Source organism: Desulfobulbus elongatus DSM 2908 (assembly GCF_000621145.1).
GTDB lineage: Bacteria > Desulfobacterota > Desulfobulbia > Desulfobulbales > Desulfobulbaceae > Desulfobulbus > Desulfobulbus elongatus.
Map to the genome: position 1 here is coordinate 16,503 of NZ_JHZB01000026.1, position 24,091 is coordinate 40,593.

The following is a 24,091-nucleotide window of genomic DNA, read 5'->3' on the forward strand; positions in this document are numbered from 1 at the left end:
AAACTTATTTATTGACATTCAAATTAAGTTTTAATAAAAAAATTACCTGAACATCGGGTGCACAACGGCGTGTACCCGACGGTGTTTCGCGTATTCCGACACGACAAAGGCGTCTGTCTCCCCCTAGGGACAGGCGCCTTTTTTTGTCGACATGTGCGGTTGCACCTACAACAATCCGTATTCATTATAAAAATAAGGAGAGGAAAATCATGCGTTTTGCAAAAAACAACGATGTCCTGGGCACCACCAACAGAGGCAACCCCGCGGAATCCGGACTGTGCACCCTGTGTCGCGCCGACTGCATGGGCCAGTGCGAAACCTGGAAGTCGAGCCTTGTCGGCAGAAAACTGCTCTACCCCCGCGATTTCGGCGTGGTCACGGCCGGCGCCAACAACACCACCCATGTGGGGGTTTCCTACAACTCCCTGCGTATCCAGGGCTACGCCTACGGGGCGCACGGCCTGGCCAAAGGACTGTCCAACGATCCGGACCACTGCATTTTCCCCAATGTCGACCTGACCACCGAGTTCGGCAACGAGGTCAAGACCAAATCCCGCCTTCCCCTGATGACCGGCGCCCTGGGTTCGACCTTCATCGCCGCCAAATACTGGGATTCCTTTGCCGTCGGCGGCGCCCTGATCGGCATCCCCATCGTGGTCGGCGAGAACGTGGTCGGCGTGGACAAGGCCTCGGAGATCGAGAACGGCAAAATCGCCAAGGCCCCGGAACTGGACCGGCGCATCGACACCTATCTGCGCTACCATGACGGCTACGGGGCGATCATCGTCCAGCTGAACGTCGAGGACGCCCGCAACGGCGTGGCCGAATACGTGGTCGGCAAGTACGGCGACCGCTGCATCGTCGAGCTGAAATGGGGCCAGGGCGCCAAGGACATCGGCGGCGAGATCCAGGTCGCCAGCATCAAGTATGCCCAGTTCCTCAAAAATCGCGGCTACATCGTCGACCCGGACCCCACCCTGCCGGAAGTGCAGATGGCCTTCGAAAAGGGGGCGATCAAGTCCTTTGCCCGCCACAGCCGGCTGGGCGGCACCAACCTCGACACCGTGGCGCTGGTCCGCGAGGAGTTCATGAAGTCGGTCGAGTACCTGCGCAAGATCGGCTTCAAGCGCATCTCGCTCAAAACCGGTTCCTACGGCATGGAAGAACTGGCCATGGCCATCAAGTTCGCCACCGAGGCCAGGCTCGACCTGCTGACCATCGACGGCTCCGGCGGCGGCACCGGCATGAGCCCCTGGAACATGATGCAGAGCTGGGGCGTGCCGTCGATCAACCTGCACGCCAAGGCCTACGAGTACGCGAGCATCCTCGCCGCGCAGGGCAGGCGGGTGGTCGATCTCTCCTTTGCCGGCGGTTTCGCCCTGGAAGACGCCATCTTCAAGGGCCTCGCCCTGGGCGCTCCGTTCACCAAGCTGATCTGCATGGGCCGCGGCATCATGATTCCCGGCTTTCTCGGCGCCAACATCGAGGGCGCCCTCCATCCGGACCGGCGCGAGCGGGTCAACGGCAACTGGGACAAACTGCCGGCCAGCGTCGCCGCCATGGGCGGTTCGCCGGAAGAGATCTTCGCCTCCTATTACGATGTCGAGAAAAAGGTGGGCAAGGACGAAATGAAGAACATCCCGTACGGCGCCATCGCCATGTGGACCATGGCCGACAAGCTGGCCTGCGGCCTGCAGCAGTTGCTGGCCGGCGCGCGCAAGTTCCGCATCGACACGCTCAGCCGCGACGATCTGTTCGCCGGCAACCGGGAGACCGCCAAGGAGACGGGCATCACCTACATCACCGATGCCCGGGATGAAAGCGCCAAGCAGATTCTTGCCGCTTAAGTTCAGTATCGCTTCATTTGCGGGCGGGGCAACCCGCCCGCAACCCTTCCTTGAAACGACAATTCATTTGACCTTCAGCCAGAGCAGTTCGGCCGGAGCGTCGCCGTCGTTCTCCCACTGTTCCGGGGTCTGCGTCTTCAGATAGATCAGGTCGCCCGCGGCCGCCTCCTGCCGCTGCCCGTTCACCCACAGCGCCAGGGCGCCCGCCAGGACATAGCCCACTTCCTCGCCCTTGTGCGTGAAGAAATGCCCGGCCACTTTCCGGCCCGGCTCGATGCTGAGCAGGTAGGGCTCGATGCCCGCGTCCCGGATGCCGGGCGGCAACAGCCGGCTGCCCTCGACCAGCCCCTTGGCCGGACCGTCGAAACCGGCCCCCACCCGTTCGCCGGCGCGAAAGACGCATCCCGGCCTGCCTGCCTGCGCCCCCTCGAAAAAATAGCCCACCTCGACGGCGAGGCTCTCGGCCAGACGAAACAGGGCCGGGATGGAAGGATAGATGAGATTCTTCTCCACCTGGGAGATGCTGCTGGGCGTCACCCCGATCTTCTCGGCCAGTTCTTTCTGACTCAGGCCCTGCTTCTTCCGCATCGCCTTGATTTTTCCCCCCAGGTCCAACCGCTCCGGCAGCGGCTTGGGCAGGTCGAACACGATCTCGGCCCCCGTGCAACTGAAGGATTGCGGCTCGTTGAGAAAGCGAGAATTCCGCTTTTCCGCCTTGAGGATCTTGAGCGCCGGCTTGCCGCCCTTGATGGCCAGGTCGATGGCCACCTGGGCGATCTTGTTGATATTGGCCTTCAACCGGCTGGAATGGGCGCCTTTTTCGACAATCCAGTAGGCAATGGTATCGAGTTCGTACAGCCGGGGACAGGTGCGGGCATAGAATTTCATCACCTGTTCCTCGCCGCCCCAGAGATCCTGCATGCCGGTGAGGCTGTCGATGATGAAGCGGGTGTCGCCGGAGAGATTGGCATGCAGGCCGTAAATGGCCTCGGCCACCTGACCGGGCTGGGCCGGGTCGTTGACCCGGATCACCTGGTGGGGCCACTGGGCCCCGTCCTTTTCGTAAAACTTGTTGAAGACCTCGGAACGATCACCCTTGCCGTTGGTGAAGCAGTCGAGGATGGTGAAGTTTTGGCTTTCGGCGAGCGGTCCGAGAAAGGTGACCACGTTTTTCGGCGAGCGATCGAAACTGACGTAAATCGTCGGTTTCTTCAGGGTCAACGATTCCCGGATGAAGTGAATGCAGAACACGGCGGTGAAGCTGCCGGCATCCTCGTACCACAGGACATTGTCGCCGATGTAGAGGTCGCCGAGCAGGTTGTCGAGTTGGGCGATGCCCGACGAAACCGGTTTTTTCTTCATTGCCTCCATGCCGTCCTCCCTTCCTCATTCCGATGCGTGCGCCATGACCCGCATGTAGTCGTCATGCCGCTGCATGCGGTCGTCGAGCAGTTTGTTGTCGGCGAAGCCGCAGGTGTTCACCTTGCAGTAGGCCCCCTTGCTGATGAAATTATACACCAGGGCCGGGATGTCGTAATGATGGATGACGGCGTACTTCTTCACCTTGCCTTCCTCGACGATCAATATCCGGTTCATGTGCATGCTTTCATTGCTGTTGTCGAGGTAGCGCAGTTTCTGGAAACTTCTCCGGCCATGCTGCCCCGGCGGCAGGTGGTCGCTCACCAGGATGATCAGGCCCTTGGGGTCGAGTTCGGTCAGTCTGTTGACATAGTCGGCCACGGCCTGGGTGCGGTAGAATATCTGGTTCGCCCCCCGCTCGAGCTGTTCGTCCCTGAAGCTGGAGCGCATCTTCAGCACCTTCGGCCTTTTTTCCTCGTTTATGAGGTGCGGGAAATGGCCGTAGATGGTCAGCACGTAGTTGAAGAGCGGCGGCGCGCCCTCTTCCGCCAGTTGTGAGGCGACGTATTCGAGGTTCTGGGAGAAGATGGCGCCGTCGAACATGTATTCCCCCTCGCCCGTGGTGTCGCCCTTGCTCAGATAGGTTTCGTTGCCGCCGGTATATTCGCGGGGAAAGAACATCCTGGCGAAGCCCATGCCCCGGTAGGCGTTGGGCGTGTTGAAATAGCTGGGGTTATAGGCGTTGGAAGCCATGGTCCGGTAACCGGCCAGTTGCAGCTTGCCGGGAAGACAGTAGGCGGCGGCACCGGTGAAGCTGTTGAACTCCACGCCGGTCATCTCCTCGAAGGCGGGCACGCCGCACAGAACCTCGAATTCCGCCTGGGCCGTCTTGCCGCCCACCACGGGTGAAAGCGAAAAGCCCATCCTGTTGCCGAACAGCTTCCGGAAACTGGGATGGAGCGGATCCCTGGTGTAGGAGGCGCCCTTGAACAGGGTGGGATCGAAAAAACTCTCCATCACCACCAGGTGGATATTGCGTTTGGGGCCGCCGGCCTCCTGGAGCCAGGCGGCGAATTGCCTGACCTGCTCTTCGTATTGCGGCCGGTTGCGGAAGGTTGCCGTCCTTTTCTGGGCGAGATGCCGTTCGGCCTCCCGGTAGAGCAGCATCATGAAGCGGCCGTTGTTCTCGACGGATTCCTGGTCGGACCAGTCGACGATCTCTTCGCCCACCTTGCGGTAAATGTTGACGTACTGTTCCGGAAAAAAGGCGGTCGTCGCGACCAGCAGGGCCGGCGGCAGGGCCCCCGCCACCAGGACCCCGAACCTGCGATAGTTGATCGACAGGAAAAAGAATCCCAGCGGCAGGAGGACAAAGAGCAGCAGGGCGACAAGATACGGCCAGGTCAGCACCCCGAACAGTTCGGGCACCTCGGCCAATTCCGAGGCCCGGAAGACGTTGCTGTACATCAGGAAATAGATATCCTGGCCCAGGTAGGCCAGAAGCAGGGGCACCGCCGCCAGCAGCGCCTGCCAGCGGGACGGGCGCAGGATCGCGTTGAAATAACAATAGAAATAGACCAGAAAAATCAGTTCCAGATACTCCTTCTTGAGATACACGCCCCGGATCTCGTCCAGCGGAAACAGCCACATCGACCGGATTTCGATGGCGCCGAACATGCCGCCCAAACCGCCCAGGACGAGGATGGTCAGCGAGTAGGCGTACACGCCGAGGATGAAGGCGGTGTACCGGTTGCAGAGCAGGGAAATGATCGTACTGGCGACAATCCGCACGTTCTTGCGCGCGATTGCCGCGGCGATATTCATCACGGCCATGGAATGTTCGAAGAGGGAAACGGGTGGAGTGAAAGATGTCCGGCGCAACGGCACGCACCGACCTGTTCGCGAAGGTGCGGGTGCATCAACGGCGAACACTATCATAATGGAAAAATAATCCGTCAACAGATATTTTGCCGCCCGTGCTGCCACGTCATGGTAGTTGGCGCCGTTTTTGCTCCATCCACTCAAACCTGTTTGACAAGCGCTCGCCGGTTCAGTAATGGTGAGCACCGAATTTGTCCGCCGTACTTTCCGCCAGTCTTGCAAAAGGACCTGCCATGACCGCCTCCCTCATCCAGCGCACCGCCTCGGCGTACACCTATCCCCTGCTGATCAAGAATCTGTTCCTGGCGCCGGTGGTCGACAACCCCGACCAGGAGATCGTCTACCGCGACCACATGCGCTACACCTACCGGGATTTCCGCCGCCGGGTCCACCGATTGGCCAACGCCCTCACCGCACTCGGGGTCAAGCCGGGCGACACCGTGGCCATGATGGACTGGGACAGCCACCGCTACCTGGAGTGCTTCTTCGCCGTGCCGATGCTCGGCGCGGTCCTCCACACCATCAACGTCCGGCTGTCGCCGGAGCAGATCCTCTATACCATCGACCACGCCGAGGACGACTATCTCCTGCTCAACGACGAATTCCTGCCGATCATCGAGCAGATCAGGGGCCGCATCGACACGGTCAAGCGCTTTGTCCTGCTCACCGACCTCGACAATCCGCCCCAAACCTTCCTCCCCCTGGCGGGAGAATACGAAGACCTGCTTTCCCGGGCCGGCGACCGTTTCAATTTCGAGGATTTCGACGAAAACACCCGGGCCACCACCTTCTACACCACCGGCACCACCGGCATGCCCAAGGGCGTCTATTTCAGCCACCGGCAACTGGTGCTGCACACCCTGGCCAACCTGGCCGCGTTCGGCACGTCGGCGAGCCAGGGACGGTTTCATCAGCGGGACGTCTACCTGCCCCTGACCCCCATGTTCCATGTCCACGCCTGGGGCATGCCCTATGTGGCCACCTCGCTCGGCGTCAAGCAGGTCTATCCCGGCAAGTACGCCCCCGGTCCGATCCTTCGGCTGGTCGCCCGGGAAGGGGCGACCTTCTCCCACTGCGTGCCCACCATCATGCACATGCTGATCAACCATCCCAGTTTCGGGGAACTCGATCTGTCCGGCTGGAAGGTGCTGATCGGCGGCTCCGCCCTGACCAAGGCCATGTGCCGGAAAGTGTTGGACCGGGGCATCGATGTGTTCACCGGTTACGGCATGTCCGAGACCTGCCCGATCCTGACCATTGCCCATGTCGACCGCGACGATCTGAGCGAGGAGGACGAGGTGACCCTGCGCTGCAAGACCGGCCGGCCGATTCCGCTGGTGCAGCTGCGGCTGGTGGACGAAGCGATGGCCGAGGTGGTCCACGACGGCGAGCAGGTCGGCGAGGTGGTGGTCCGGGCGCCCTGGCTGACCCAGGGCTACCTCAAGGACCAGCGCAATTCGGAAAACCTGTGGAAGGGCGGCTTTCTCCACACCGGCGACGTGGCCAATATCGACGCGCGGCGCTACGTCAGCATCACCGACCGGATCAAGGATGTGATCAAGACCGGCGGCGAATGGCTCAGCTCGCTCGAACTGGAAGATGTGATCGGCCTGCATCCGGCGGTGGCCGAGGTGGCGGTGATCGGCATGACGGACAAGAAATGGGGCGAGCGGCCGCTCGCCCTGATCGTGCCGAAAAAGGATGCGGCCGCGCCGACGCCCCGGCAACTGGTGAGCCATATCACCCAGTTCATCGACAAGGGGCTCCTCTCCAAACAGGCCATGCTGCTCAAGGTCAGGATCGTCGAGACCATCGACAAGACCAGCGTCGGCAAGACCGACAAGAAAACCCTGCGGGTCAAGCACCTGGGGTAGGCGCAGAACGGCGCAAAGGGTGAGGCAGGAACAGGGTTCCGCCCCTGCTCCGCCGCCTCACTGTTTCGGTCTGAACAGGGCGCAGGCCTCCCCCTCCTCGCCAAGCCGGCAGGAGATGTCGACCAGGGCCTGGTCCTCGGTGGAAAAGATGTTCCGTTCCCCGACGACACCATAGAGGCCGGTCGCCCGCATCACATCGAGCACCTGCTTTTTCAATCCGGAGAAGACCACCTCCACCCCCGACTGATGCAATTGGCTCACCAGGTTGTGGAGCATTTCCTCGCCCGAGGAGTCGATGGAGTTGATGGCGTCGCCGACCACGAGCAGAAACGTGGCCTCGCGGTGATCGGCCATGGCGCCGAGGACCGCGTCCTCGAAATGGGCGATGTTGGCGAAGTAGAGCGAACCGTCGAAACGGATGGCCACCACCTTGGTCGAGGTGGCCAAGTTGGGGTGGTATTTGACATCCCGCAGGGTCCCGTCCTCGTGCCGGCCGAGAATGGCGACCCGCGGCGCCATGGTGCGGTAGAGGTAATGGCCGATGGCCAGCAGCGCGCCGATGATCACCCCCTTGTCGAGATGGGGCGCGGCCAGGAGGGTGACGGTGAAGGTCACCAGGGCCACGATCCCGTCGGCCCGGCTGGCTTTCCAGGTGTGCTTGAACGCCTGGAAGGTGATCAACCCCGAGACCGCCAGGAGGTTGTTCGCCGCCAGCACCGCCTGGGGCAGATGGTAGAGCAGGGGGGTCAGGAAAAGGAGGGTCACGGCGACGAACCCGCCGTTGAACACCATGGCCAGCCCGGTTTTCGCCCCGGTCTGCAGGTTGACGGCCGAACCGGTGAAGGAACCGCAGGCCGGATAGGACTGGAAAAAAGACCCGCCGATGTTGGCTAGGCCCTGCCCGATCAGCTCCTGATTGGGATCGAGACGCTGCTTGGTTTTTCCCGCCATGGCCTTGGCCATGGAAATCGACTCCATGAACGCCACCAGGGCGATGACCAGGGCCGAGCTCATCAGCTGCAACACGCCGTCGAGGCTGATGGCGGGCAGCCGGAACGAGGGCAGGCCGGCGGGAATGTCCCCGACCACATCGCCGCCGCCGCTCAGCTTCAACGCCTCCTGCTCGATTTTCTTGATGCGCCACAGACGGCCGTCGGTCTCGACCCCTGCCGGAGCCGCCCCCATCCGGTACAACAGGGGAGGATGGCCCTCGTCGGGGATGGTGCGGACGAAATACAGCCTGCGGATCTCCCGCATCCGGTTGCGCTCTTCCTTTTCGGCCGCCTTGATGTCGAGATCGAGCAGTTCCAGTCGATAGCGCAGATCAGCCGCCACGCGGGAGCCGTCTTCTTTCTCCGCCTGCCGCAGCCGTGTCGAAAGGCCGGCAAGACCGCTGTTCAACTCCGCGATGCGCTGGGCGGTGGCGTTGTAGCCGGCGATCATTTCCCTGGCCTCCGGCGTGGCCACATGCGCGATCCGGCCGGTGGCATTATGTTCGAAGCCGATGAGGGCGCTAACCAGGATGGTGGCGGCGACCACTATCAGAACGCCGGGTTTGGCCAGCAATCGGACCTTCTGCACCGCCACCATCAGTACCAGGCTGACCACCGATATCGCCAGGGTGGGCAGATGCGTCAGGGGAAGATAGCCGAGCATCTCCCAGACATCCTTCAGGAAAAAATCGCTGCGCCCCTTGGGGATGCCGAGGAGCATATCCAGTTGGGAGAGCCCGATGATAAGGGCCGCTGCGTTCATGAACCCGAGGACCACCGGATGGGAGACGAAATTGACCGCGCTGCCCAGCTTGACCAGCCCGAGCACGAATTGAATGCAGCCCACCATGAGAGTGAGCAGCAGCACCAGACCGACATACTCTTCCGATCCGGGAATGGCCAATGGCGCAACGGCGGCGGCGGTCATCAGGGAAAGGATGGCCACCGGCCCGGTGGCCAGTTGTCGCGACGAGCCCCATAGGGCGCCGATGACCGCCGGGACCAGGGCGGTGTAAAGGCCGAACTGGAGCGGCAGCCCGGACAGTTGCGCATAGGCCATGGCCTTGGGAACCAGGACCAGGGCGCCGGTGATGCCGGCGATCAGATCGGCGCGCAGGACCAGCGGCGCAAGGGGAAACCAGGCGAGAAACGGAAAGAGGCGCAATACCAGTCTGCTGGTCATGGGGCGGGATCGGCAGGAGAGGGTTGGTCGGATGCGTCATCCTGGGCGGTCACCACCAGGACAGCGCAGTGCGCCTGGCCGATGACATGCTCGGTGACATGCCCCTTGAGCAGCTTGGCGAGCCCGCTCCTGCCGGGACCGCCGAGGAGGATCATGTCCACCTGCCGCCCCTCTGCCGCCCGCAGGATGGCCTCGGCCGGATCGCCCACCTCGACAAGCGGCTCGCACGAAACGGGCAACTCCTCCCGAAGGGACTGGGCACAGATCGCGGCCGCCAGGACTTCGGTCCGGGAGCGCTGCTCCTCGCGCCCCGCCACGGCCATGACCGTTATTTGCTGGAGCGTGGGACAGGCGCGGCCCAGGCTCAGGGCCTCCTGCGCCGCGCGCCGGCCGTTCGGGGAATCGTCCACCGCCACCAGAATGTGCGTGCCGGCAAGGCTGCACTCTTTCGGCACCACCAAAACCCGCGGGAACCCCTGGGCGATCACCGCCGTGGTTCTCTTGCCCACCAGCCGCGACCACCGGCCGACCTTGCCGCGACGGCCCATGAGGATGACATCGGCCTGCCGCAGGCGGGCCTGTTCGACCAGGGTTTTCTCCGGCCTGCTGGAGCCGACCACCACGATCTCCAGTTCCACGCCGCTGTCATCGGCCAGGGTACGGATGCGGTCAAAATGCGGGGCCAGTTCTTCCCTGCCCTGCCGGACGGCAAAATTGGCGGCGCCGATCGATTCGGTCTGGGTGAAAACCACATGCAGGACGATCACCTTGGCCCGGCAGGCCCGGCCGAAAAAAATGGCCTCCCGGATGGCCCCCTCGCTGAAACGGGAACCATCGGTGGCCAGCAGCAGGGTTTTGGCCTCGCCGAGCAGGCTGGCGGCAGAGTTGTCCATGGCTGGTCCTCGGATGGGATGGAAACGTTCTGTCAATCATTACCATTCTTGCGCCAGCGAAACAAGCAAACCTTCGGCACCTCCTGCGCCCGCCTACCGCCGGTCCGCATCTCGCCGGTACCGTGACGGGGCCCATCGCCCCGGTTTTCTCCCGCAGGCCACATTCCCCTTGACACGTTATAGACGACCGGTCTATTATACCACCATGCCAACGACCACCCGCGAACATATCCTGGCCTGCGGCGGCCGGATCGTCCACCACAAGGGGTTCACCGCCACCGGCTTGCAGGAGATCCTCCAGGCGGCCGGCGTGCCCAAGGGGTCTTTTTATTTTTATTTCAAGAGCAAGGAAGAATTTGGCTTGGCCCTGGTGGACCACTACCAGAACGGGTTCGCGGCCCAGGTGCGCCCCATCCTCACGGATATGGACAAGCCGCCGCTGGAACGGCTGGCCAACTTCTTTCTCTGGTTCCGCAACCATTTCGAGCAGGAAGGATTCATCAAGGGCTGCCCCATCGGCAATCTCGTCCAAGAGATGGGCGATGTCAATCCCGCCTTCCGGGAGAAGCTCAACCATTCCCTGGAAGGCCTGGCCCGCTTCATCGCCCGGCTGCTGCAGGAGGCCGGGGAACGGGGCGAACTGCCCGCGCGCCTCGAACCCGAGGCCACGGCGCGCTACATCCTTTCCGCTTGGCAGGGCGCCCTGATCCGGATGAAGGCCGTGGCCGGCCCCGAACCGCTGGACACCTTCCAACACATGACCTTTGCAGTTTTGTTGACGTAACGATCCGTGCGTCCGCGTGCCCCCTGATGGGGCATGCACCCCTAACCTAGACGACCAGTCTACTACCAGGAGAAAACCCCATGTTTGTGCTTGCGTACCAAACCCCGGAACAGGCGACCGGAGCAGTGGCAGAAACCTACGACATCTTCAAACAGAGGCGCAGCCCGGTGCCGGCACCGTTGCTGCTGATGAGCACCAGTCCGGGCCTGTTCGAGGTCTTCTTTGCCCAGATCTCGTACTTCATGCGCCACGAGGCGCTCAGCTTTCCCCTGCTGGCCGCCATCCGCTTCCTTGCCGCACAGCAGGTCTGTTTCGACCACTGCGTCAATCTCAACAAAACCTGGCTGAGCAAGACCGGGCTGTTGGCAGAGGACTTGGACGATCTCGCCGCCGGCCGGCAGGTGGCAGCTTTCAGCGAGGCCGAAAATGCGCTCCTGGCCACGGTGGCTAGGGTGCTGCGCCGGGAGAAGATCGGCGAGGACGAGGTGCAGCGCCTCCGCGCCCTCGGCTGGCGGGACAGCGACATCCTCGACGCCTGCGCCCAGGGGACCAACATGCTGGGCATGTCCTGCCTGTTCGAGGCGTTCAGCAAACAGGCGGGAGAGCGGCATCCCGCCTGAACCGGACGGGCGGCGCTCAGTTGCCCGGCACCGCCACGGCGCCGCCCTGGATCGCCTGGGTCAGGGCAATGGTGGAGATGGAATTTTTCGGCGAGCCCTCGATGATCCGGTCGCTGTAGGTGAGGTAGATCAGGGTGGAGCGCTTCTTGTCGTAGAAGCGCACCACCTGGACCTTCTTGAAGATCAGCGAGGCCGATTTCTTGAAAACCTCCTTGCCGTCGTCCTTGCCCGAGGCCACCCGCTCCGGCAGCGTGATCGGCCCGGTCTGGCGGCAGGAGATCGAGGCGTCCGAGGTATCCTCGGCTACCCCGAAGGTCCCCTTGATGCCGCCGGTCCTGGCCCGGCTGACATAGCAGGTGGCGCCGCCGATGTCCGGGTCGTCGAAGGCCTCGATCACAATCTTGTCGTTGGCGCCGACAAACTTGAAGGTGGTGCTGACCTCGCCGATCTCCTCGGCGGCAACGGTTGTCGCGGCCAGCAGCAGCACGCCGCAGCCCAGGGCGGCCAGCCGTTTGTTCCGCATATCTTCTACTCCTTCTTCTTTGTTTTGGCCGCCGAACGGTTCAGGGCGCTGAGCAGCGACTTGATCGAGGCGACAATGATGTCGGTATCCACGCCGGCACCCCACCAGCTTTCGTCGTCCTGATCGAGAATCTCGATGTAGCTCACCGCCTTGGCGGAACTGCCGCGGGTCAGGGCGTGCTCGTGGTAGGAGTGGAGGACGAACCGCAGGCCCAGGCCGTCACGCAGGGCGGTGCAGAAGGCGTCCAGCGGGCCGTTGCCCGCAGCGCTGATAGTCTGTTCCTCGCCCCTGGCCACCACCACCGCCTCGATTTCCGCCACCGAGCTCTCCTCGTCCTTCTCGAAGTGTCGCTTGAGCACGTTGAAGGATTTCAGGGAATAGCCGTTGGTGTTGAACAGGTATTCCTTCTCGAAGGTGTGCAAGACCATCTCCGGGGTCAGCTCGTCGCCATAGGCGTCCGACACCTCCTGAATGACCCGGCCGAAGCCCGGATGCATGTCCTTGGGCAGCTTGAAGCCGAACTCGTGGTCCATGATGTAGGCCACCCCGCCCTTGCCCGACTGGCTGTTGATCCGGATGATCGATTCGTAGGTGCGGCCGACATCCTGCGGGTCGATCGGCAGGTAGGGCACCTCCCACAGACCGCTCTGGGTCAGTTCGATGGCGGTCATCCCCTTGTTGATCGCATCCTGGTGCGAACCGGAAAAGGCGGTGTACACCAGCTCGCCGGCATAAGGATGGCGCGGATGCACCTTCAGTTTGGTGCAGCGCTCGTAGACGTTGATCACCTTGTTGATCCGCGAGAAATCGAGCTTGGGATCCACGCCCTGAGTGAACATGTTGAGTGCCAGGGTGACAATGTCGACGTTGCCGGTGCGCTCGCCGTTGCCGAACAGGGTGCCCTCCACCCGATCGGCGCCGGCCATCAGGGCCAGCTCGGTGGCGGCCACCGCCTCGCCCCGGTCGTTGTGGGCGTGCAGGCTGATCACCGCGCAGTCGCGGTTTTTCATGTGCCGGCAGAACCACTCGATCTGGTCGGCATAGATGTTCGGGGTCGACATCTCCACCGTGGCCGGCAGGTTGATGATCACCGGGTTGTCCGGCGTCGGTTCCCAGATATCCATGATCGCATCGCAGATCTCCAGGGCGAAATCGAGTTCGGTGCCGGTGAAGCTCTCCGGCGAGTATTCGTAGCGGATCTTGGTCTCGGTTTGCGCCGCCTGCTCGCGGATCAGCCGCGCTCCGGCCACGCCCAACTCGACGATCTCCCGCCGTCCCTTCTTGAACACCACGTCCCGTTGCAGGGTCGAGGTGGAATTGTAGAGATGGACGATCGCCTCGCACGCGCCGTGCAGCGCGGCAAAGGATTTTTTGATCAGATGCTCGCGGGCCTGGGTCAGCACCTGGGGCACCACATCGCCGGGGATGTGCTTGCCGTCGATCAGCAGGCGAAGAAAATCGTATTCGATCTGCGAGGCCGAGGGGAAGCCGATCTCGATCTCCTTGAAGCCGATCCGGATCAGGAGCTGAAACATCTCCAGCTTCTCCTCCAGGTTCATGGGCTGGATGAGGGCCTGATTGCCGTCGCGCAAATCGACGCTGCACCAGACCGGCGCCTTGGTGATCACCTGATCGGGCCAGGTGCGGTCCGTCAGCCGCACCGGCGGATAGGGACGATATTTCTTGAAGTTTTGCTGCTCCATGTTTTCTCCTGGTCTCGGTCAAAAAAAAAGCCACGGTTTTTTCAACCGTGGCTTTGCGGGTTCAGATTGTGAGCGGCCCGTCAGGACACACCCTCCTCCCCTGCCACGGTTGGTCCGTGCAGTCGGCTCAGGAGAAGAAGGAGAGCGAGGATGTGGGTCATGTTCAGGCCTGTCTGTTGAATTTCTGTCATAGTAAAACCCCGGACATATTTGTCAAGCGGGAAAATAGACGGTATCTGACCGCCGGTCACATTTCTCCGCGGAGGAATTTTTCCGCCAGATCGACGTCGCGCTTGGCGCCGATGATCAGAGGCACGCGCTGGTGCAGCTTCGCCGGTTCGATGTCGAGAATGCGCCGGCCGTCGTCGGTGATCGCCCGGCCGCCGGCCTGTTCGACGATCATCGCCAGCGGCGCGGCCTCGTAGAGGAGCCGCAGCTTGCCTTCGGATTTTTCGCCGCTTTTCTTGTCGCGGGTGTAGAGAAAAATACCGCCCTTGATCAGGTTCCGGTGAAAATCGGCCACCAGCGAGCCGATATAGCGCAGGCTGTAGGCCCCCTTGCCGCCGTCGGCCGTTTTCAGATAGTCGATGAAGCGGCGGGTGGAGTCGAACCAGTGGTTGGCGTAGGCCTCGTTGACGCTGTAGTAGAGCGAAGTCTCCGGAATCCTGATGTCGGGGTGGGAAAGAAAGAATTCGCCGACGCTCGGATCGAGGGTAAAACCGTGCACCCCGGAACCGGTGGTGTAGACCATCACCGTGGAGGAACCGTAGATGATGTAGCCGGCCGCCACCTGCCGGCTGCCCTTTTGCAGCAGATCGCCGACATCGCCCTGGCCGGAGGGACTGAGGCGCCGATGGATGGAGAAGATGGTGCCGATGGAGACGTTGACGTCGATGTTGGAGGAGCCGTCGAGCGGATCGAAGGCGATGGTGTAGTTGCCCTCGTAGCCGTCGAGCACCGGGATGATGCCGTCGTCCTCCTCCGAGGCCATGACGCAGACGTGGCCGCACTGCTCCATCCGCCGCTTGATGGTCTGGTTGGCGAACACGTCGAGCTTCTGCACGTTCTCGCCCTGGATGTTGGTCCGGCCCGACTGGCCGAGGATATCGGCCAGACCGGCCATGTTGACCTCGGCGCTGATGATCTTGCCGGCCACCACCAGATCGTTGAGCAGGCCGGTCAGTTCGCCGGTGGCCTCCGGATGGAGCCGTTGGTCGTCCATGATCTGCCGGCTGACGGTGATTCCCTTTCTTTTGGCAAGCATGCTGTTCTCCCTTTGGCTGTCCTCGACCGGGCCGGGCCGGCGAGAGACGTCTTTTTTTTATTGATTCCTGTCGGCGGCCGGGATCGGTCGCCATTGGCTCAGGCACTCGACCAGGGTGCGGACCCCGGTGCCCGAAGGCCCCTTGGGAATGTACGATTTCTCGGTGAAATCCCAGGCCGTGCCGGCGATGTCGAGATGGGCCCAGGGGGTGTCGCCGACAAACTCCTCAAGGTAGCAGGCGGCGGTGATACCGCCGCCGCTGCGGTCGCTGCCGGCGTTTTTGATGTCGGCGATCCGGGAATCCATCTGCTTGCGGTATTCGGGCCCCAGCGGCAGCCGCCACACGGGTTCGCCGACCCGGGCACCGGCCGCGATCAGCTGCTCGGCCCATGGATCGTTGTTGCTGAGCAGACCGGTATAATGATGGCCCAGGCCGATGATCATCGCGCCGGTCAGGGTGGCCACATCGACCACCGCCTGGGGTTTGTACGTCTCGATGCCGTATGCCAGGGCATCGGCGAGGATCAGCCGACCCTCGGCATCGGTGTTGATGATCTCCGAGGTCATGCCGCCGTAATGGCGGATGATGTCGCCCGGCTTGAGCGCCGCCGGGCCGGACAGGTTCTCGGTGGTCGGCACCAGGGCCACCACGTTCACCCCCGCCACCCCGATCTCGGCGATGGCCTGCATGGCGGCGAGCACCGCCGCGCCGCCGCACATGTCGTATTTCATATCCTCCATGCCGGCCGGCGGTTTGGCGCTGATGCCGCCGGAATCGAAGGTCAGGCCCTTGCCCACCAAAAGGACGGTCGGGTACTTTTTGTTGGTCCTGTATTCGAGGATCACCAGAAACGGTGGCTGGGCCGAGCCCTGATTGACCCCGAGGATGCCGCCCATACGCAGCTTCTGCATGGCCGCCTTGTCGAGGACCGTGCATTTCAGCCGGGTTTTCTTGCCCAGTTTCTTGGCATAGTCGGCGAACTCGGCCGGAGTCCAGCCGTTGCCGGGCTGATTGGCCATGTCGCGGGCGGCGCAGGTCGCCTCGGCCAGAATCCGCCCGCGCTCCAGGCCCTTGCCGACCGCGCTGGCGGCCAAGCCGCCGTCGTGCAGGAAAAAACGCTCGACCCGGCCCGGTGCCTTGTCGTCCTTGGGGCGTTTGTACAGATCGAAGCGGTAGTTGCCCAGCAGCAGCCCTTCGCTCAGGCACTGGGCGATCTCGACCGCATCGAGCAGATACTCCTTGGGCAGAACGACCAGAACCTCCCTGGCCTTCACCTCGCAGGCCTGCTTGGCGATGGCGCCACCCGCCAGGCGGAGCCGTTCCCGGCGGCCGTTGACCGCATCGTCGGGTTTGCCCAGGCCGACGAACAGCAGCCTCTTGGCCTGGATGGCCGGTTGCGCTTCCAAGGCCGCCAAGCTGGGATACAGCAGAAAAACCTGGTCCTTTTCGCCCTTGAAATCGCCGGTTTCCTGGACCTTGGCCAAAAGCCGGTTGGCGGCCGCGCCGGACTCGGCGGCCTGGGGGAACCCCTCTTCTATCAAATAAACCAGCAGGTCGCCGGCAAACGTGGATGGTTCTTGGTCGAACAATGCGATGGTCGTGGTCTGATCGGGCACAGAATCTGTCCCTCCCCGGACGAATGGCGGAATGTTTTGAAAAGCAACGGCAACTGATTTAATGTAAGTTTTTCATACACTAAACTTGATCCAACCTCAATCGGCAAAACCGCCGGTTGCCGGATTTCTCCACACATACCCCATGGTTCCCGGAGGTTACCCGTGTTGCTGGTCTTCATCCTCGCCGTGAGCACCGCCCTGCTGGTGTCCACCACCTGCTCGCTGTTCGAGGCCATTCTTCTTTCCCTGTCGGCGGCGCAGGTCGAACTGATGACCGAGACCCACCCCCGTCAGGCCGAGGCCATGAGACGGCTCAAGGAAAATATCGAGCAGCCGATCACCGCCATCCTCACCCTCAACACCGTGGCGCACACCATCGGCGCCTCAGTGGCCGGTGCCGCGGCGGTCGCCCTGTTCGGCCATGACGGCCTCATCTGGTTCTCCCTGATCTTCACCCTGGCCATCCTGCTGTTCACCGAGGTGGTGCCCAAAACCATCGGCGTCACCTTTGCCCGGCAGTTGGGGCCGCACATCGTCACGCCGCTGCGCTTCATGATCGCGGTGCTGCTCCCGCTGATCTGGCTGGCGCAACAGATGACCCGTCTGGTGCCCAACAGCCACAAATCCCAGCAGATCTCGGCGGAGGAACTCAAGACCATCGCCAGCCTGAGCCGGAAGTCCGGCGAGATCGAGGCCGACCAGGAAAAGGTGATCGCCAATATCCTCCAGTTGGGCGAAAAGACCGTGCGCCAGGTCATGACTCCGCGCACCGTCACCTTTTCCGCCCCTCAATCGCTGACCATCAAGGAGGCGGCCCGCCTGGAGGGCAAATGGCGGATGCACAGCCGGGTGCCGGTATACGACGGCGAACCCGACAAGGTGGTGGGGATCGTGCTCAGCCAGGATGTGCTCATGGCGGCGGCCGTCGGCCAGGATACGCTCAAACTCTCGCAGATCATGCGGCCGGTGCACTTTGTGCCGGAAACCGCGCCGCTGGACCGCATATTCGTCGATTTCTTCGAGCGGTATCAGCATCTGTTCGTGGTGGTCGACGAATACGGCAGCGTCACCGGGGTGATCAGCATGGAGGATATTCTGGAGGAGATCATCGGCCGGGAGATCGTCGACGAATCCGACAAGGCCCGCAACATGCGGGAACTGGCCATGATCAGGAAGAAAAAACTCCATACCGTGTGAACGTTCCCGAAAAAGGAGAAGTCATTTTTCAGGCAGAACTGGCGGTCCGCACCATTTCATGGTAGGGTGCCGCCCAATGTTCCGTCCTTTTCTCAGGAAGAATTTCTCACAGGAATGTTCGGCCCATGCCGTGACGACCGGCACGGGACATTTCCCAGACGATTGCACAATTCAACGCCATTTCCCCAATCGTCTTTCTTACCGTCCTTTCAGGGTAGATTCGATGAAACACCCGTTTTTTGCTCTCGCATGCCGAAAAATCGTCGCGATGATCCCCCTGTTGCTCATCTGTTGGTTCGCTGCACCGGTGTACGCGGAAATCCTCTATATCAAACCGAGCCTGGAAGTGCTCATGCGCAGGAACCAGGGCGACAATGCCCGGATCGTCGCCACTGTCCCCATGGGGACGGCCGTGGAATTGTTGCAGGGGGGGAAGGAGTGGTCGCGGGTGCGCCTGCAGGGCGGCACCGAGGGCTGGGTGCGCAGCCGGTTCCTCGGCAGTTCGCCGCTGATCCCGGTGGCCAACATCAAACCCGGGCTGGGGCCGGACGGAACCGTGACCGACCCTCAGGCACGGTTCCGGGACATTGTCGAGGAAAATGAACGGTTGCGCAAGGAGTTGGCGGCCTGCACCACCGACCGCAGCACCCTGGCCGACAAATACCAGACCCTCGTCGCCGACCCCACCAGCAGCATCCATACCAAGACCTACCTGGGCGAGGCGCAGAAACAGATCGAGGAACTGCGCCAGCAGTTGGCGGCGGCCCAGATCGAGTGCACGGTCCTGAAAAAGAACCAGTCGATCACCTGGTTCTTCACCGGCGCCATTGTCCTGCTGTTTGGCTGGCTGATCGGCCGCGTGAGTTCCAACGGACGGAAAAAACGACCTTCGCTGCTCTGATCCGCCGGCGCCGGCCGTTTCAGTTCATCGCCTCGAGCGCCACCTTGACGTCCGCCGTGGCCGCATCGCGCATCAGGGTCAGGGTGACGCTCTGTCCCACCTCGTAGCGTTCCAGCTCATCGCGTAGCGTGTCGTAATCCTTGACCGGCCTGCCGTTGACCGCAAGGATGATATCGCCCAGAACCAGCCCGTCCCGCACCTGGGCCGTGCCGCGCAACCCCGCTTTTTCCGCCGTCGAGCCGGGGAGCACCTTCAGGATCATCACCCCTTCCAGGCCCAGTTCCTCGGTCAGTCTCCGGTTGGCCAGGGCAATGCCCAGGCCGGGCCGGATCAGCTTTCCCTTGGCGATGATCTGCGGCACCACCCGGTTGACCTCGCCCACCGGCACCGCGAAGCCGATGCCCGAACTGGCCCCGGACGGACTGTAGATGGCAGTGTTGACCCCGATCAGCCGGCCGGCGCTGTCCAAGAGCGGTCCGCCGGAGTTGCCCGGATTGATGGCCGCGTCGGTCTGGATGACATCGTGGATGGTCCGGCCGGTGACCGCGGTGATCTCCCGGCCGAGCGCGCTGACGATGCCGGTGGTCAAGGTCTGATCCAGGCCGAAGGGGTTGCCGATGGCGAACACCTTCTGGCCCACCAGCAGGTCCTTGGATTCGCCGAGGGTGATGGGCCGCAGCTTGTCGGCCGGGGCGCTGATCTGCACCACCGCCAGATCGCGGTCCGGCGCCGATCCCACTAGCGCCGCCTTCCAGGTGGAATGGTCGGCCAGGGTCACCTCCAGCCGGCTGGCGTCGGAAATGACGTGGTAGTTGGTGACGATCCGCCCCTGCTTGTCCCAGATGAAGCCGGACCCCGTGCCCTGCGGGATCTCGTAGACGTTGAGGCTGAAGAGGTTGCGGCGGACCGCGATGCTGGTGATGTACACCACCGAGGGCGCGGCGTTGCGGAAGATGTCGATGGTGTTCTGCTCGTCGGCGGCCAGATCCCCCCTGGCTGCCACCGGCCGGGACACCGCCTTGGGATCGAGCAGCGGCGGCTGGAACGTCTGCAACAGCAGCCAGCCGATCACGCCGGCGATCAGGACGAGATACAGTGGTTTCATCTGGTTCCCCCCGGAGGAGACGGGTCGGGCGGCCTCACGGCGTCCGGCGGCGCTCCGGCCTTACAGCCACTTTTTCCGCCGAAAGAAAAACAGGGTCATGGCCGAGGACAGGATCATCAGCAGGATGGCGAAGGGATAGCCCCAGATCTCGTCCAGCTCGGGCATGAACTTGAAGTTCATGCCGTAGGCGCTGGCAATAAGCGTGGGCGGCATGAAAATCACGGTCACCACGGTGAAAATCTTGATCACCCGGTTCTGCTCCATGTCGACCAGACCGAGGAAGGTGTTCTGGAGAAACTCGAGGCGCTCGAAATTGAACGAGGTGTGGTCCAGAAGCGAGCCCACGTCCTTGATCATGATCCGCATGTTCTCGTGGTCCTCCTTGGGGAACATCTTGCTCTTGAGCATGGACGAGATGATTCTCTGTTTCTCGACAATATTTTCACGGATGGCAATGGTCGATTCCTGCAGGGTCGTGATCTTGAGCAGCAGCTCGCGGTTGGGATCCTTGTCGCCGATCATCTGCTTGCTGATTTCGGATATCCGGTCGGTGATGCTCTCGATGAGATCGGCGTCGGAATCGATCCGGGTTTCGAGGATGGTGAGGAAGATGTCCTCGCCGTCTACCGGCTTGATCGCCCGCAGCTTGCGGTACGTCTCGGTGAAGGACCGGAATTCGTGGGAACGCTGGGTGAACAGGATCTTGTCCTTGAGAATGAACGAGACCGGCTCGTTGGCGAAGGTGTTGTTCTCGGGAACGAGAAAGTTGAGGTTGATGCCGATTTCGTCTTCGGTTTCGACATATTTCGAACTGGACTCGATTTCCTCGCTCTCCTGCTTGGTGAAGAGTTCCACCCGGAAATCCTTCTCCACCTGACGGACCTCCTCCTCGGTGGGATTGATCAGATCGATCCAGAAAATGTTGGGGCTGACGGAACTGTTGCCGCTCTCCATCTTGACGATCTTGTTGTCCAAATAAAAATAATTGACCATGGCAGCGTTCCGGATCCGATGATGGGGCGCAAGCAGCGCGTCTGGGGCCCGTCGCGTCGGTCAACGTCCCCGCCTCTTCCCTGCGGGGGAAACTTCCGGCTCCCCCGCCACAAAAACGGGTAATTTTACTGAGTGCCAACAGGAAAAGTCAATCGGGAAAAAAAGGCGCCGGCAGATGTCCGGCTCCTCCGGGACTCACCGCCCGCGGGAGGACCATCTAATCAAAGATGCTGGTTTTTTGGGCAAGAGCGCACAGGAGCAACCCCACGACCATGGCGACCACACCGATCCGGCGCACGAGATGGGGCGGCAGGGCGGCAATCTGACGGAGCCACCGCTGCATGGACTCGGGAAAGGCGACGTACGGCAGCCCCTCGAGGACGAGCGCCAGCCCGACCAAGGTTATCAGGAGTTTCATAGGTGGTGCTTTACCAGAAAGCGGCCTGTGGCGCAATATACCACAAAGCTGTTGACAATGGCCGGTTAAAAAAAGTACCTTGCCCCTCAAGCACTGCACTTGTAGACCCCATGCGACAGGTGCCTATTTTCCGCATCGAATTGGACACAGGCGGCAGACTCACAACGGCTCTCCATGACCCTATCACCTTCCAAATACAGCGAAGCCGGCGTTGACATCGACAAAGGCAATCTCTTTGTTTCCCGGATCAAATCCATCGTTGCCGAGACCCACCGGCGCGGCGTGATTTCCGACATCGGCGGCTTTTCCGGGCTGTTCGCCATCGGCAACGAAGACCTGAAAAATCCGGTGCTGGTGGCCTCCACCGACGGTGTCGGCACCAAGCTGGCTGTGGCCAAACTGTGCGACAAGCACGACACCATCGGCATCGACCTGGTGGCGATGTGTGTCAACGACGTGATTGTCAGTGGCGCCAAACCACTCTTCTTTCTCGATTATTTCGCCAGCAGCACCTTGGATGTCGAGGTGGCCACCGACGTGGTCCGCGGCATCGCCGAGGGGTGCAAGCAGGCGCAATGCTCCCTGATCGGCGGCGAGACGGCGGAGATGCCCGGCCTGTATCAACCGGGCGACTACGATCTGGCGGGATTCGTGGTCGGCATCGGCGACCGCAACGCCATTGTCGACGGCAGCGACATCCGGGTCGGCGACCGGATCATCGGCCTGGCCTCCTCGGGATTCCATTCCAACGGCTATTCCCTGATCCGCAAGGTCTTTTTTGAGGAACTGGGCAGGAAGATCGATGACTTCATTGAGGAATTCGGCTGCACGGTCGGCGAGGAACTGCTGAAGCCCACCCGCATCTACGTGGACAGCGTGGTCAACACCCTGCGGCGCTACAAAATCCACGGCCTGGTCCACATCACCGGCGGCGGCTTCATCGACAACATCCCCCGCATCCTGCCCGCCGGCTGCACCGCCCATATCCATCCCGGCACCTGGCCCGTTCCGCCCTGTTTCTCCTACCTGCAGGAAAAAGGCGGCATCACGGCGAACGAGATGTACCGGACCTTCAACATGGGCATCGGCATGATGGTCGTGGTTCCGGAAAACAGCGCCGAAGACACGCTCTACCAGTTCGGCGCCCATGGCGAGCAACCCTACCTCATCGGCGAAATCAAGGCGGCCCAGGCAAGCGGCGGCGGACAAGTCGTCATCGACGGCATCTGCTGATCTCCCCGATCGCATCTCCTTATACGTAGGCTCCGGGCGACACCGTCGTCCGGAGCCTGCTTTTTTCCACTCCCGTGTCGTTCGACCGTCGGAAAACCGAACCGGATCGTTTTGCCGGGCAGGACATCACATGACCGATGGCTTGCTGCGGATGTTGTATTTTTTCATCCGTGCCCGCAGGGTACTCGGATTGACCCGGAGCAATTCCGCCGCCCCGCCCGAACCGCTGACCTTTCCTTTTGTGCGCGCAAGCACCCGTTCGATGTGGGCGGCAAGGACATCGTCGAGCGGGAGGGGACCGGAAATGTCGGCATCTTCGGAAGCGGCGACCGGTTGCCGTGTCCCCGCGGGTGCGTTGGGCAGGGAATCGAAAACCAGGGAGGCATCGTGCCGGATGATGAGTTCCCGTTCCACCAGGTTTTCCAGTTCGCGCACGTTTCCGGGCCAATTGTACCGCATCAGCTGCTCCAGCGCCCCCGGCGCTATGGCCGGCCTCTTCCTGATGCCCATTTCCTTCGCTTTTTTGTCGATGAAATGAACGATGAGGGCGGGAATGTCTTCCTTCCGCTGCCGCAGGGGCGGAATGATCAACGGGAAGACGTTGAGGCGAAACCAGAGATCTTCCCGAAATCTGTTCTCCAGCACCATGCCCTCCAGATTGCGGTGGGTGGCGGCAATCACCCGTATATCGACGGGAATGGCCCGTTGTCCGCCCACCCGCTCGATTTCCCTGGTTTGCAGGACGCGAAGCAGCCGTATCTGCGCCTGCAGGGGCAGTTCGCCGACCTCGTCCAGAAAAATGGTGCCGTGGTTGGCGCGTTCGAAACGGCCCCGCTGCGCGGTGACGGCCCCGGTGAACGCGCCCTTCTCGTGCCCGAACAGCTCGCTGTCGATGAGTTGCTCGGGAATGGCCCCACAGTTCACCTTGACAAACGGGCCATCCTTGTACGCCGAGGAAAAGTGAATCGCATTGGCGATCAACTCCTTGCCGGTCCCTGTCTCGCCCAACAGCAGCACGGTGTTGTTCAGCGGCGCCACCTGCCGCACCATGTGCATGACATGGCTCATGCCGCCGTCTTGGCCGATGATCTCGTCGGCAGCCCGCAGATAGTATTCCTTGCGCATGAGGCGGTTGTCCTCGGCCAGCAGTTCGCTGGTGCGTTTGAGCCGCTCATGGGCCAGGGCATTGGTCAGGGCGATGGTCACGGGTCGGCTGATGCTGGTCATCAGCTCGATAAGTCGTTTGGTGAAATGCTCTTTCCTGGTCGCGCGCAGGGTCAGGACACCACAGAGTTTTTCGTCCATCCACAGGGGCATGACCAGTTCCGCCTTGCTTTCCAGTTTCACCAGCGCCGCAAACCGTTCATCCATATCCGCGGTGAAAATGTGCGGGACGCGGGGCGCCCAATCCTGCACCTCGCTCCAAAGCTCCTTGGAAAGCGGCACGATCTCCTCCGGAAACTCCCGCTGGTTGTCCGCCACCAGCGCGATGTTGCGGATGGCGCCCAGATCGTCGTCCTTGATGCTCAGCCGCATGCCGATGATGGGAAAGTGGCGTTTGAAGTAGTCGAAAACATCGGCCAGGGCCGTGGCGATCTGCAGACTGCCGCAGATGCGCAGCGTGGTTTCCCTGAAAAAATCATCCTTCTTGACCATACGCTTCCCTCCCGGCCGGCCGCCATCAGCCCCATTATGCCATATTTG

At 62.0% G+C, this 24,091-nt stretch carries 19 protein-coding genes; 7 read left to right on the plus strand and 12 right to left on the minus strand.

Annotated elements, in window-relative coordinates; translation table 11 throughout:
• Positions 1-209: 209 nt before the first annotated feature.
• On the plus strand, positions 210-1,847 hold the full coding sequence (locus Q362_RS0112740) for a glutamate synthase-related protein (RefSeq protein WP_028319032.1): 1,638 nt from the start codon (positions 210-212) through the stop codon (positions 1,845-1,847).
• Positions 1,848-1,910: 63 nt separating this feature from the next.
• On the opposite strand, the gene Q362_RS0112745 is transcribed toward Q362_RS0112740, so the two are convergent.
• Complete coding sequence (locus Q362_RS0112745) at positions 1,911-3,218, minus strand: helix-turn-helix domain-containing protein (protein ID WP_028319005.1); 1,308 nt, start codon at positions 3,216-3,218, stop codon at positions 1,911-1,913.
• A gap of 15 nt (positions 3,219-3,233) precedes the next feature.
• Positions 3,234-5,039, minus strand: coding sequence for a sulfatase-like hydrolase/transferase (locus tag Q362_RS0112750; protein WP_028319006.1), 1,806 nt, complete (start codon positions 5,037-5,039; stop codon positions 3,234-3,236).
• 281 nt (positions 5,040-5,320) lie between these two features.
• Here Q362_RS0112750 and Q362_RS0112755 point away from each other — a divergent pair, with 281 nt between their 5' ends.
• Positions 5,321-6,961, plus strand: a complete 1,641-nt coding sequence (locus tag Q362_RS0112755; RefSeq protein ID WP_028319007.1) for a fatty acid--CoA ligase — start codon at positions 5,321-5,323, stop codon at positions 6,959-6,961.
• A 57-nt stretch (positions 6,962-7,018) separates the two neighbouring features.
• Here the strand turns inward: Q362_RS0112755 and Q362_RS0112760 are convergent, their stop codons facing one another.
• Positions 7,019-9,136 carry a SulP family inorganic anion transporter gene (locus Q362_RS0112760; protein ID WP_028319008.1) on the minus strand — a complete coding sequence of 706 codons (2,118 nt, stop codon included), beginning with the start codon at positions 9,134-9,136 and terminating at the stop codon, positions 7,019-7,021.
• A complete protein-coding gene (locus Q362_RS20550) occupies positions 9,133-10,029 on the minus strand; it encodes a universal stress protein (protein WP_051554264.1) in 897 nt (298 codons plus the stop codon). Before Q362_RS20550 ends, Q362_RS0112760 begins: the two co-directional genes overlap by 4 nt.
• Positions 10,030-10,198: 169 nt before the next feature.
• Between Q362_RS20550 and Q362_RS0112770 the strand changes: the two genes are divergently transcribed.
• Both Q362_RS0112770 and Q362_RS0112775 read left to right on the plus strand, forming a co-directional pair.
• Positions 10,199-10,813 (plus strand): TetR/AcrR family transcriptional regulator, encoded by a 615-nt coding sequence (locus Q362_RS0112770; protein WP_245590224.1) that lies wholly within the window; start codon positions 10,199-10,201, stop codon positions 10,811-10,813.
• Between the two features lie 80 nt (positions 10,814-10,893).
• Entirely contained in the window at positions 10,894-11,433 is a 540-nt protein-coding gene (locus Q362_RS0112775) for a carboxymuconolactone decarboxylase family protein (RefSeq protein ID WP_028319010.1), read from the plus strand.
• A 16-nt stretch (positions 11,434-11,449) separates the two neighbouring features.
• Here the strand turns inward: Q362_RS0112775 and Q362_RS0112780 are convergent, their stop codons facing one another.
• The 4 genes from Q362_RS0112780 to Q362_RS0112800 all read right to left on the minus strand — a co-directional run bounded on the left by Q362_RS0112780 (position 11,450) and on the right by Q362_RS0112800 (position 16,540).
• A complete protein-coding gene (locus Q362_RS0112780) occupies positions 11,450-11,956 on the minus strand; it encodes a CreA family protein (RefSeq protein ID WP_028319011.1) in 507 nt (168 codons plus the stop codon).
• A 5-nt stretch (positions 11,957-11,961) separates the two neighbouring features.
• Positions 11,962-13,659 (minus strand): 2-isopropylmalate synthase, encoded by a 1,698-nt coding sequence (leuA, locus tag Q362_RS0112785; protein ID WP_028319012.1) that lies wholly within the window; start codon positions 13,657-13,659, stop codon positions 11,962-11,964.
• Between the two features lie 247 nt (positions 13,660-13,906).
• The gene (fbp, locus tag Q362_RS0112795) at positions 13,907-14,923 is read right to left on the minus strand and encodes a class 1 fructose-bisphosphatase (RefSeq protein WP_028319013.1); all 1,017 of its coding nucleotides are present in this window, start codon (positions 14,921-14,923) and stop codon (positions 13,907-13,909) included.
• Positions 14,924-14,980: 57 nt separating this feature from the next.
• Positions 14,981-16,540, minus strand: coding sequence for a leucyl aminopeptidase (locus Q362_RS0112800; protein WP_084312681.1), 1,560 nt, complete (start codon positions 16,538-16,540; stop codon positions 14,981-14,983).
• A gap of 162 nt (positions 16,541-16,702) precedes the next feature.
• Between Q362_RS0112800 and Q362_RS0112805 the strand changes: the two genes are divergently transcribed.
• Both Q362_RS0112805 and Q362_RS22315 read left to right on the plus strand, forming a co-directional pair.
• On the plus strand, positions 16,703-17,737 hold the full coding sequence (locus Q362_RS0112805; protein ID WP_028319015.1) for a hemolysin family protein: 1,035 nt from the start codon (positions 16,703-16,705) through the stop codon (positions 17,735-17,737).
• Between the two features lie 268 nt (positions 17,738-18,005).
• Positions 18,006-18,638, plus strand: a complete 633-nt coding sequence (locus Q362_RS22315; RefSeq protein WP_028319016.1) for a TIGR04211 family SH3 domain-containing protein — start codon at positions 18,006-18,008, stop codon at positions 18,636-18,638.
• A 19-nt stretch (positions 18,639-18,657) separates the two neighbouring features.
• On the opposite strand, the gene Q362_RS20560 is transcribed toward Q362_RS22315, so the two are convergent.
• The 3 genes from Q362_RS20560 to Q362_RS0112825 form a co-directional block, all read right to left on the minus strand.
• Positions 18,658-19,743, minus strand: coding sequence for a S1C family serine protease (locus Q362_RS20560; protein ID WP_035216646.1), 1,086 nt, complete (start codon positions 19,741-19,743; stop codon positions 18,658-18,660).
• Between the two features lie 60 nt (positions 19,744-19,803).
• A complete protein-coding gene (gene corA / locus Q362_RS0112820) occupies positions 19,804-20,736 on the minus strand; it encodes a magnesium/cobalt transporter CorA (protein ID WP_028319017.1) in 933 nt (310 codons plus the stop codon).
• A 217-nt stretch (positions 20,737-20,953) separates the two neighbouring features.
• Positions 20,954-21,154, minus strand: a complete 201-nt coding sequence (locus tag Q362_RS0112825) for a DUF2065 domain-containing protein (RefSeq protein WP_028319018.1) — start codon at positions 21,152-21,154, stop codon at positions 20,954-20,956.
• A 174-nt stretch (positions 21,155-21,328) separates the two neighbouring features.
• On the opposite strand from Q362_RS0112825, the gene purM reads away from it, so the two are divergent.
• Complete coding sequence (purM, locus tag Q362_RS0112830) at positions 21,329-22,387, plus strand: phosphoribosylformylglycinamidine cyclo-ligase (RefSeq protein WP_028319019.1); 1,059 nt, start codon at positions 21,329-21,331, stop codon at positions 22,385-22,387.
• Between the two features lie 126 nt (positions 22,388-22,513).
• Here purM and Q362_RS0112835 read toward each other — a convergent pair whose 3' ends face one another.
• On the minus strand, positions 22,514-24,043 hold the full coding sequence (locus tag Q362_RS0112835) for a sigma-54-dependent Fis family transcriptional regulator (protein ID WP_028319020.1): 1,530 nt from the start codon (positions 24,041-24,043) through the stop codon (positions 22,514-22,516).
• Positions 24,044-24,091: the final 48 nt, after the last annotated feature.

Bases quoted from the DNA above. Each gene is read 5' to 3' on its own strand.
- Q362_RS0112740 (WP_028319032.1), top strand. From the start codon at position 210: ATGCGTTTTGCAAAAAACAACGATGTCCTGGGCACCACCAACAGAGGC.
- Q362_RS0112745 (WP_028319005.1), bottom strand. From the start codon at position 3,218: ATGGAGGCAATGAAGAAAAAACCGGTTTCGTCGGGCATCGCCCAACTC.
- Q362_RS0112750 (WP_028319006.1), bottom strand. From the start codon at position 5,039: ATGGCCGTGATGAATATCGCCGCGGCAATCGCGCGCAAGAACGTGCGG.
- Q362_RS0112755 (WP_028319007.1), top strand. From the start codon at position 5,321: ATGACCGCCTCCCTCATCCAGCGCACCGCCTCGGCGTACACCTATCCC.
- Q362_RS0112760 (WP_028319008.1), bottom strand. From the start codon at position 9,136: ATGACCAGCAGACTGGTATTGCGCCTCTTTCCGTTTCTCGCCTGGTTT.
- Q362_RS20550 (WP_051554264.1), bottom strand. From the start codon at position 10,029: ATGGACAACTCTGCCGCCAGCCTGCTCGGCGAGGCCAAAACCCTGCTG.
- Q362_RS0112775 (WP_028319010.1), top strand. From the start codon at position 10,894: ATGTTTGTGCTTGCGTACCAAACCCCGGAACAGGCGACCGGAGCAGTG.
- Q362_RS0112780 (WP_028319011.1), bottom strand. From the start codon at position 11,956: ATGCGGAACAAACGGCTGGCCGCCCTGGGCTGCGGCGTGCTGCTGCTG.
- leuA (WP_028319012.1), bottom strand. From the start codon at position 13,659: ATGGAGCAGCAAAACTTCAAGAAATATCGTCCCTATCCGCCGGTGCGG.
- fbp (WP_028319013.1), bottom strand. From the start codon at position 14,923: ATGCTTGCCAAAAGAAAGGGAATCACCGTCAGCCGGCAGATCATGGAC.
- Q362_RS22315 (WP_028319016.1), top strand. From the start codon at position 18,006: ATGATCCCCCTGTTGCTCATCTGTTGGTTCGCTGCACCGGTGTACGCG.
- Q362_RS20560 (WP_035216646.1), bottom strand. From the start codon at position 19,743: ATGAAACCACTGTATCTCGTCCTGATCGCCGGCGTGATCGGCTGGCTG.
- corA (WP_028319017.1), bottom strand. From the start codon at position 20,736: ATGGTCAATTATTTTTATTTGGACAACAAGATCGTCAAGATGGAGAGC.
- Q362_RS0112825 (WP_028319018.1), bottom strand. From the start codon at position 21,154: ATGAAACTCCTGATAACCTTGGTCGGGCTGGCGCTCGTCCTCGAGGGG.
- purM (WP_028319019.1), top strand. From the start codon at position 21,329: ATGACCCTATCACCTTCCAAATACAGCGAAGCCGGCGTTGACATCGAC.
- Q362_RS0112835 (WP_028319020.1), bottom strand. From the start codon at position 24,043: ATGGTCAAGAAGGATGATTTTTTCAGGGAAACCACGCTGCGCATCTGC.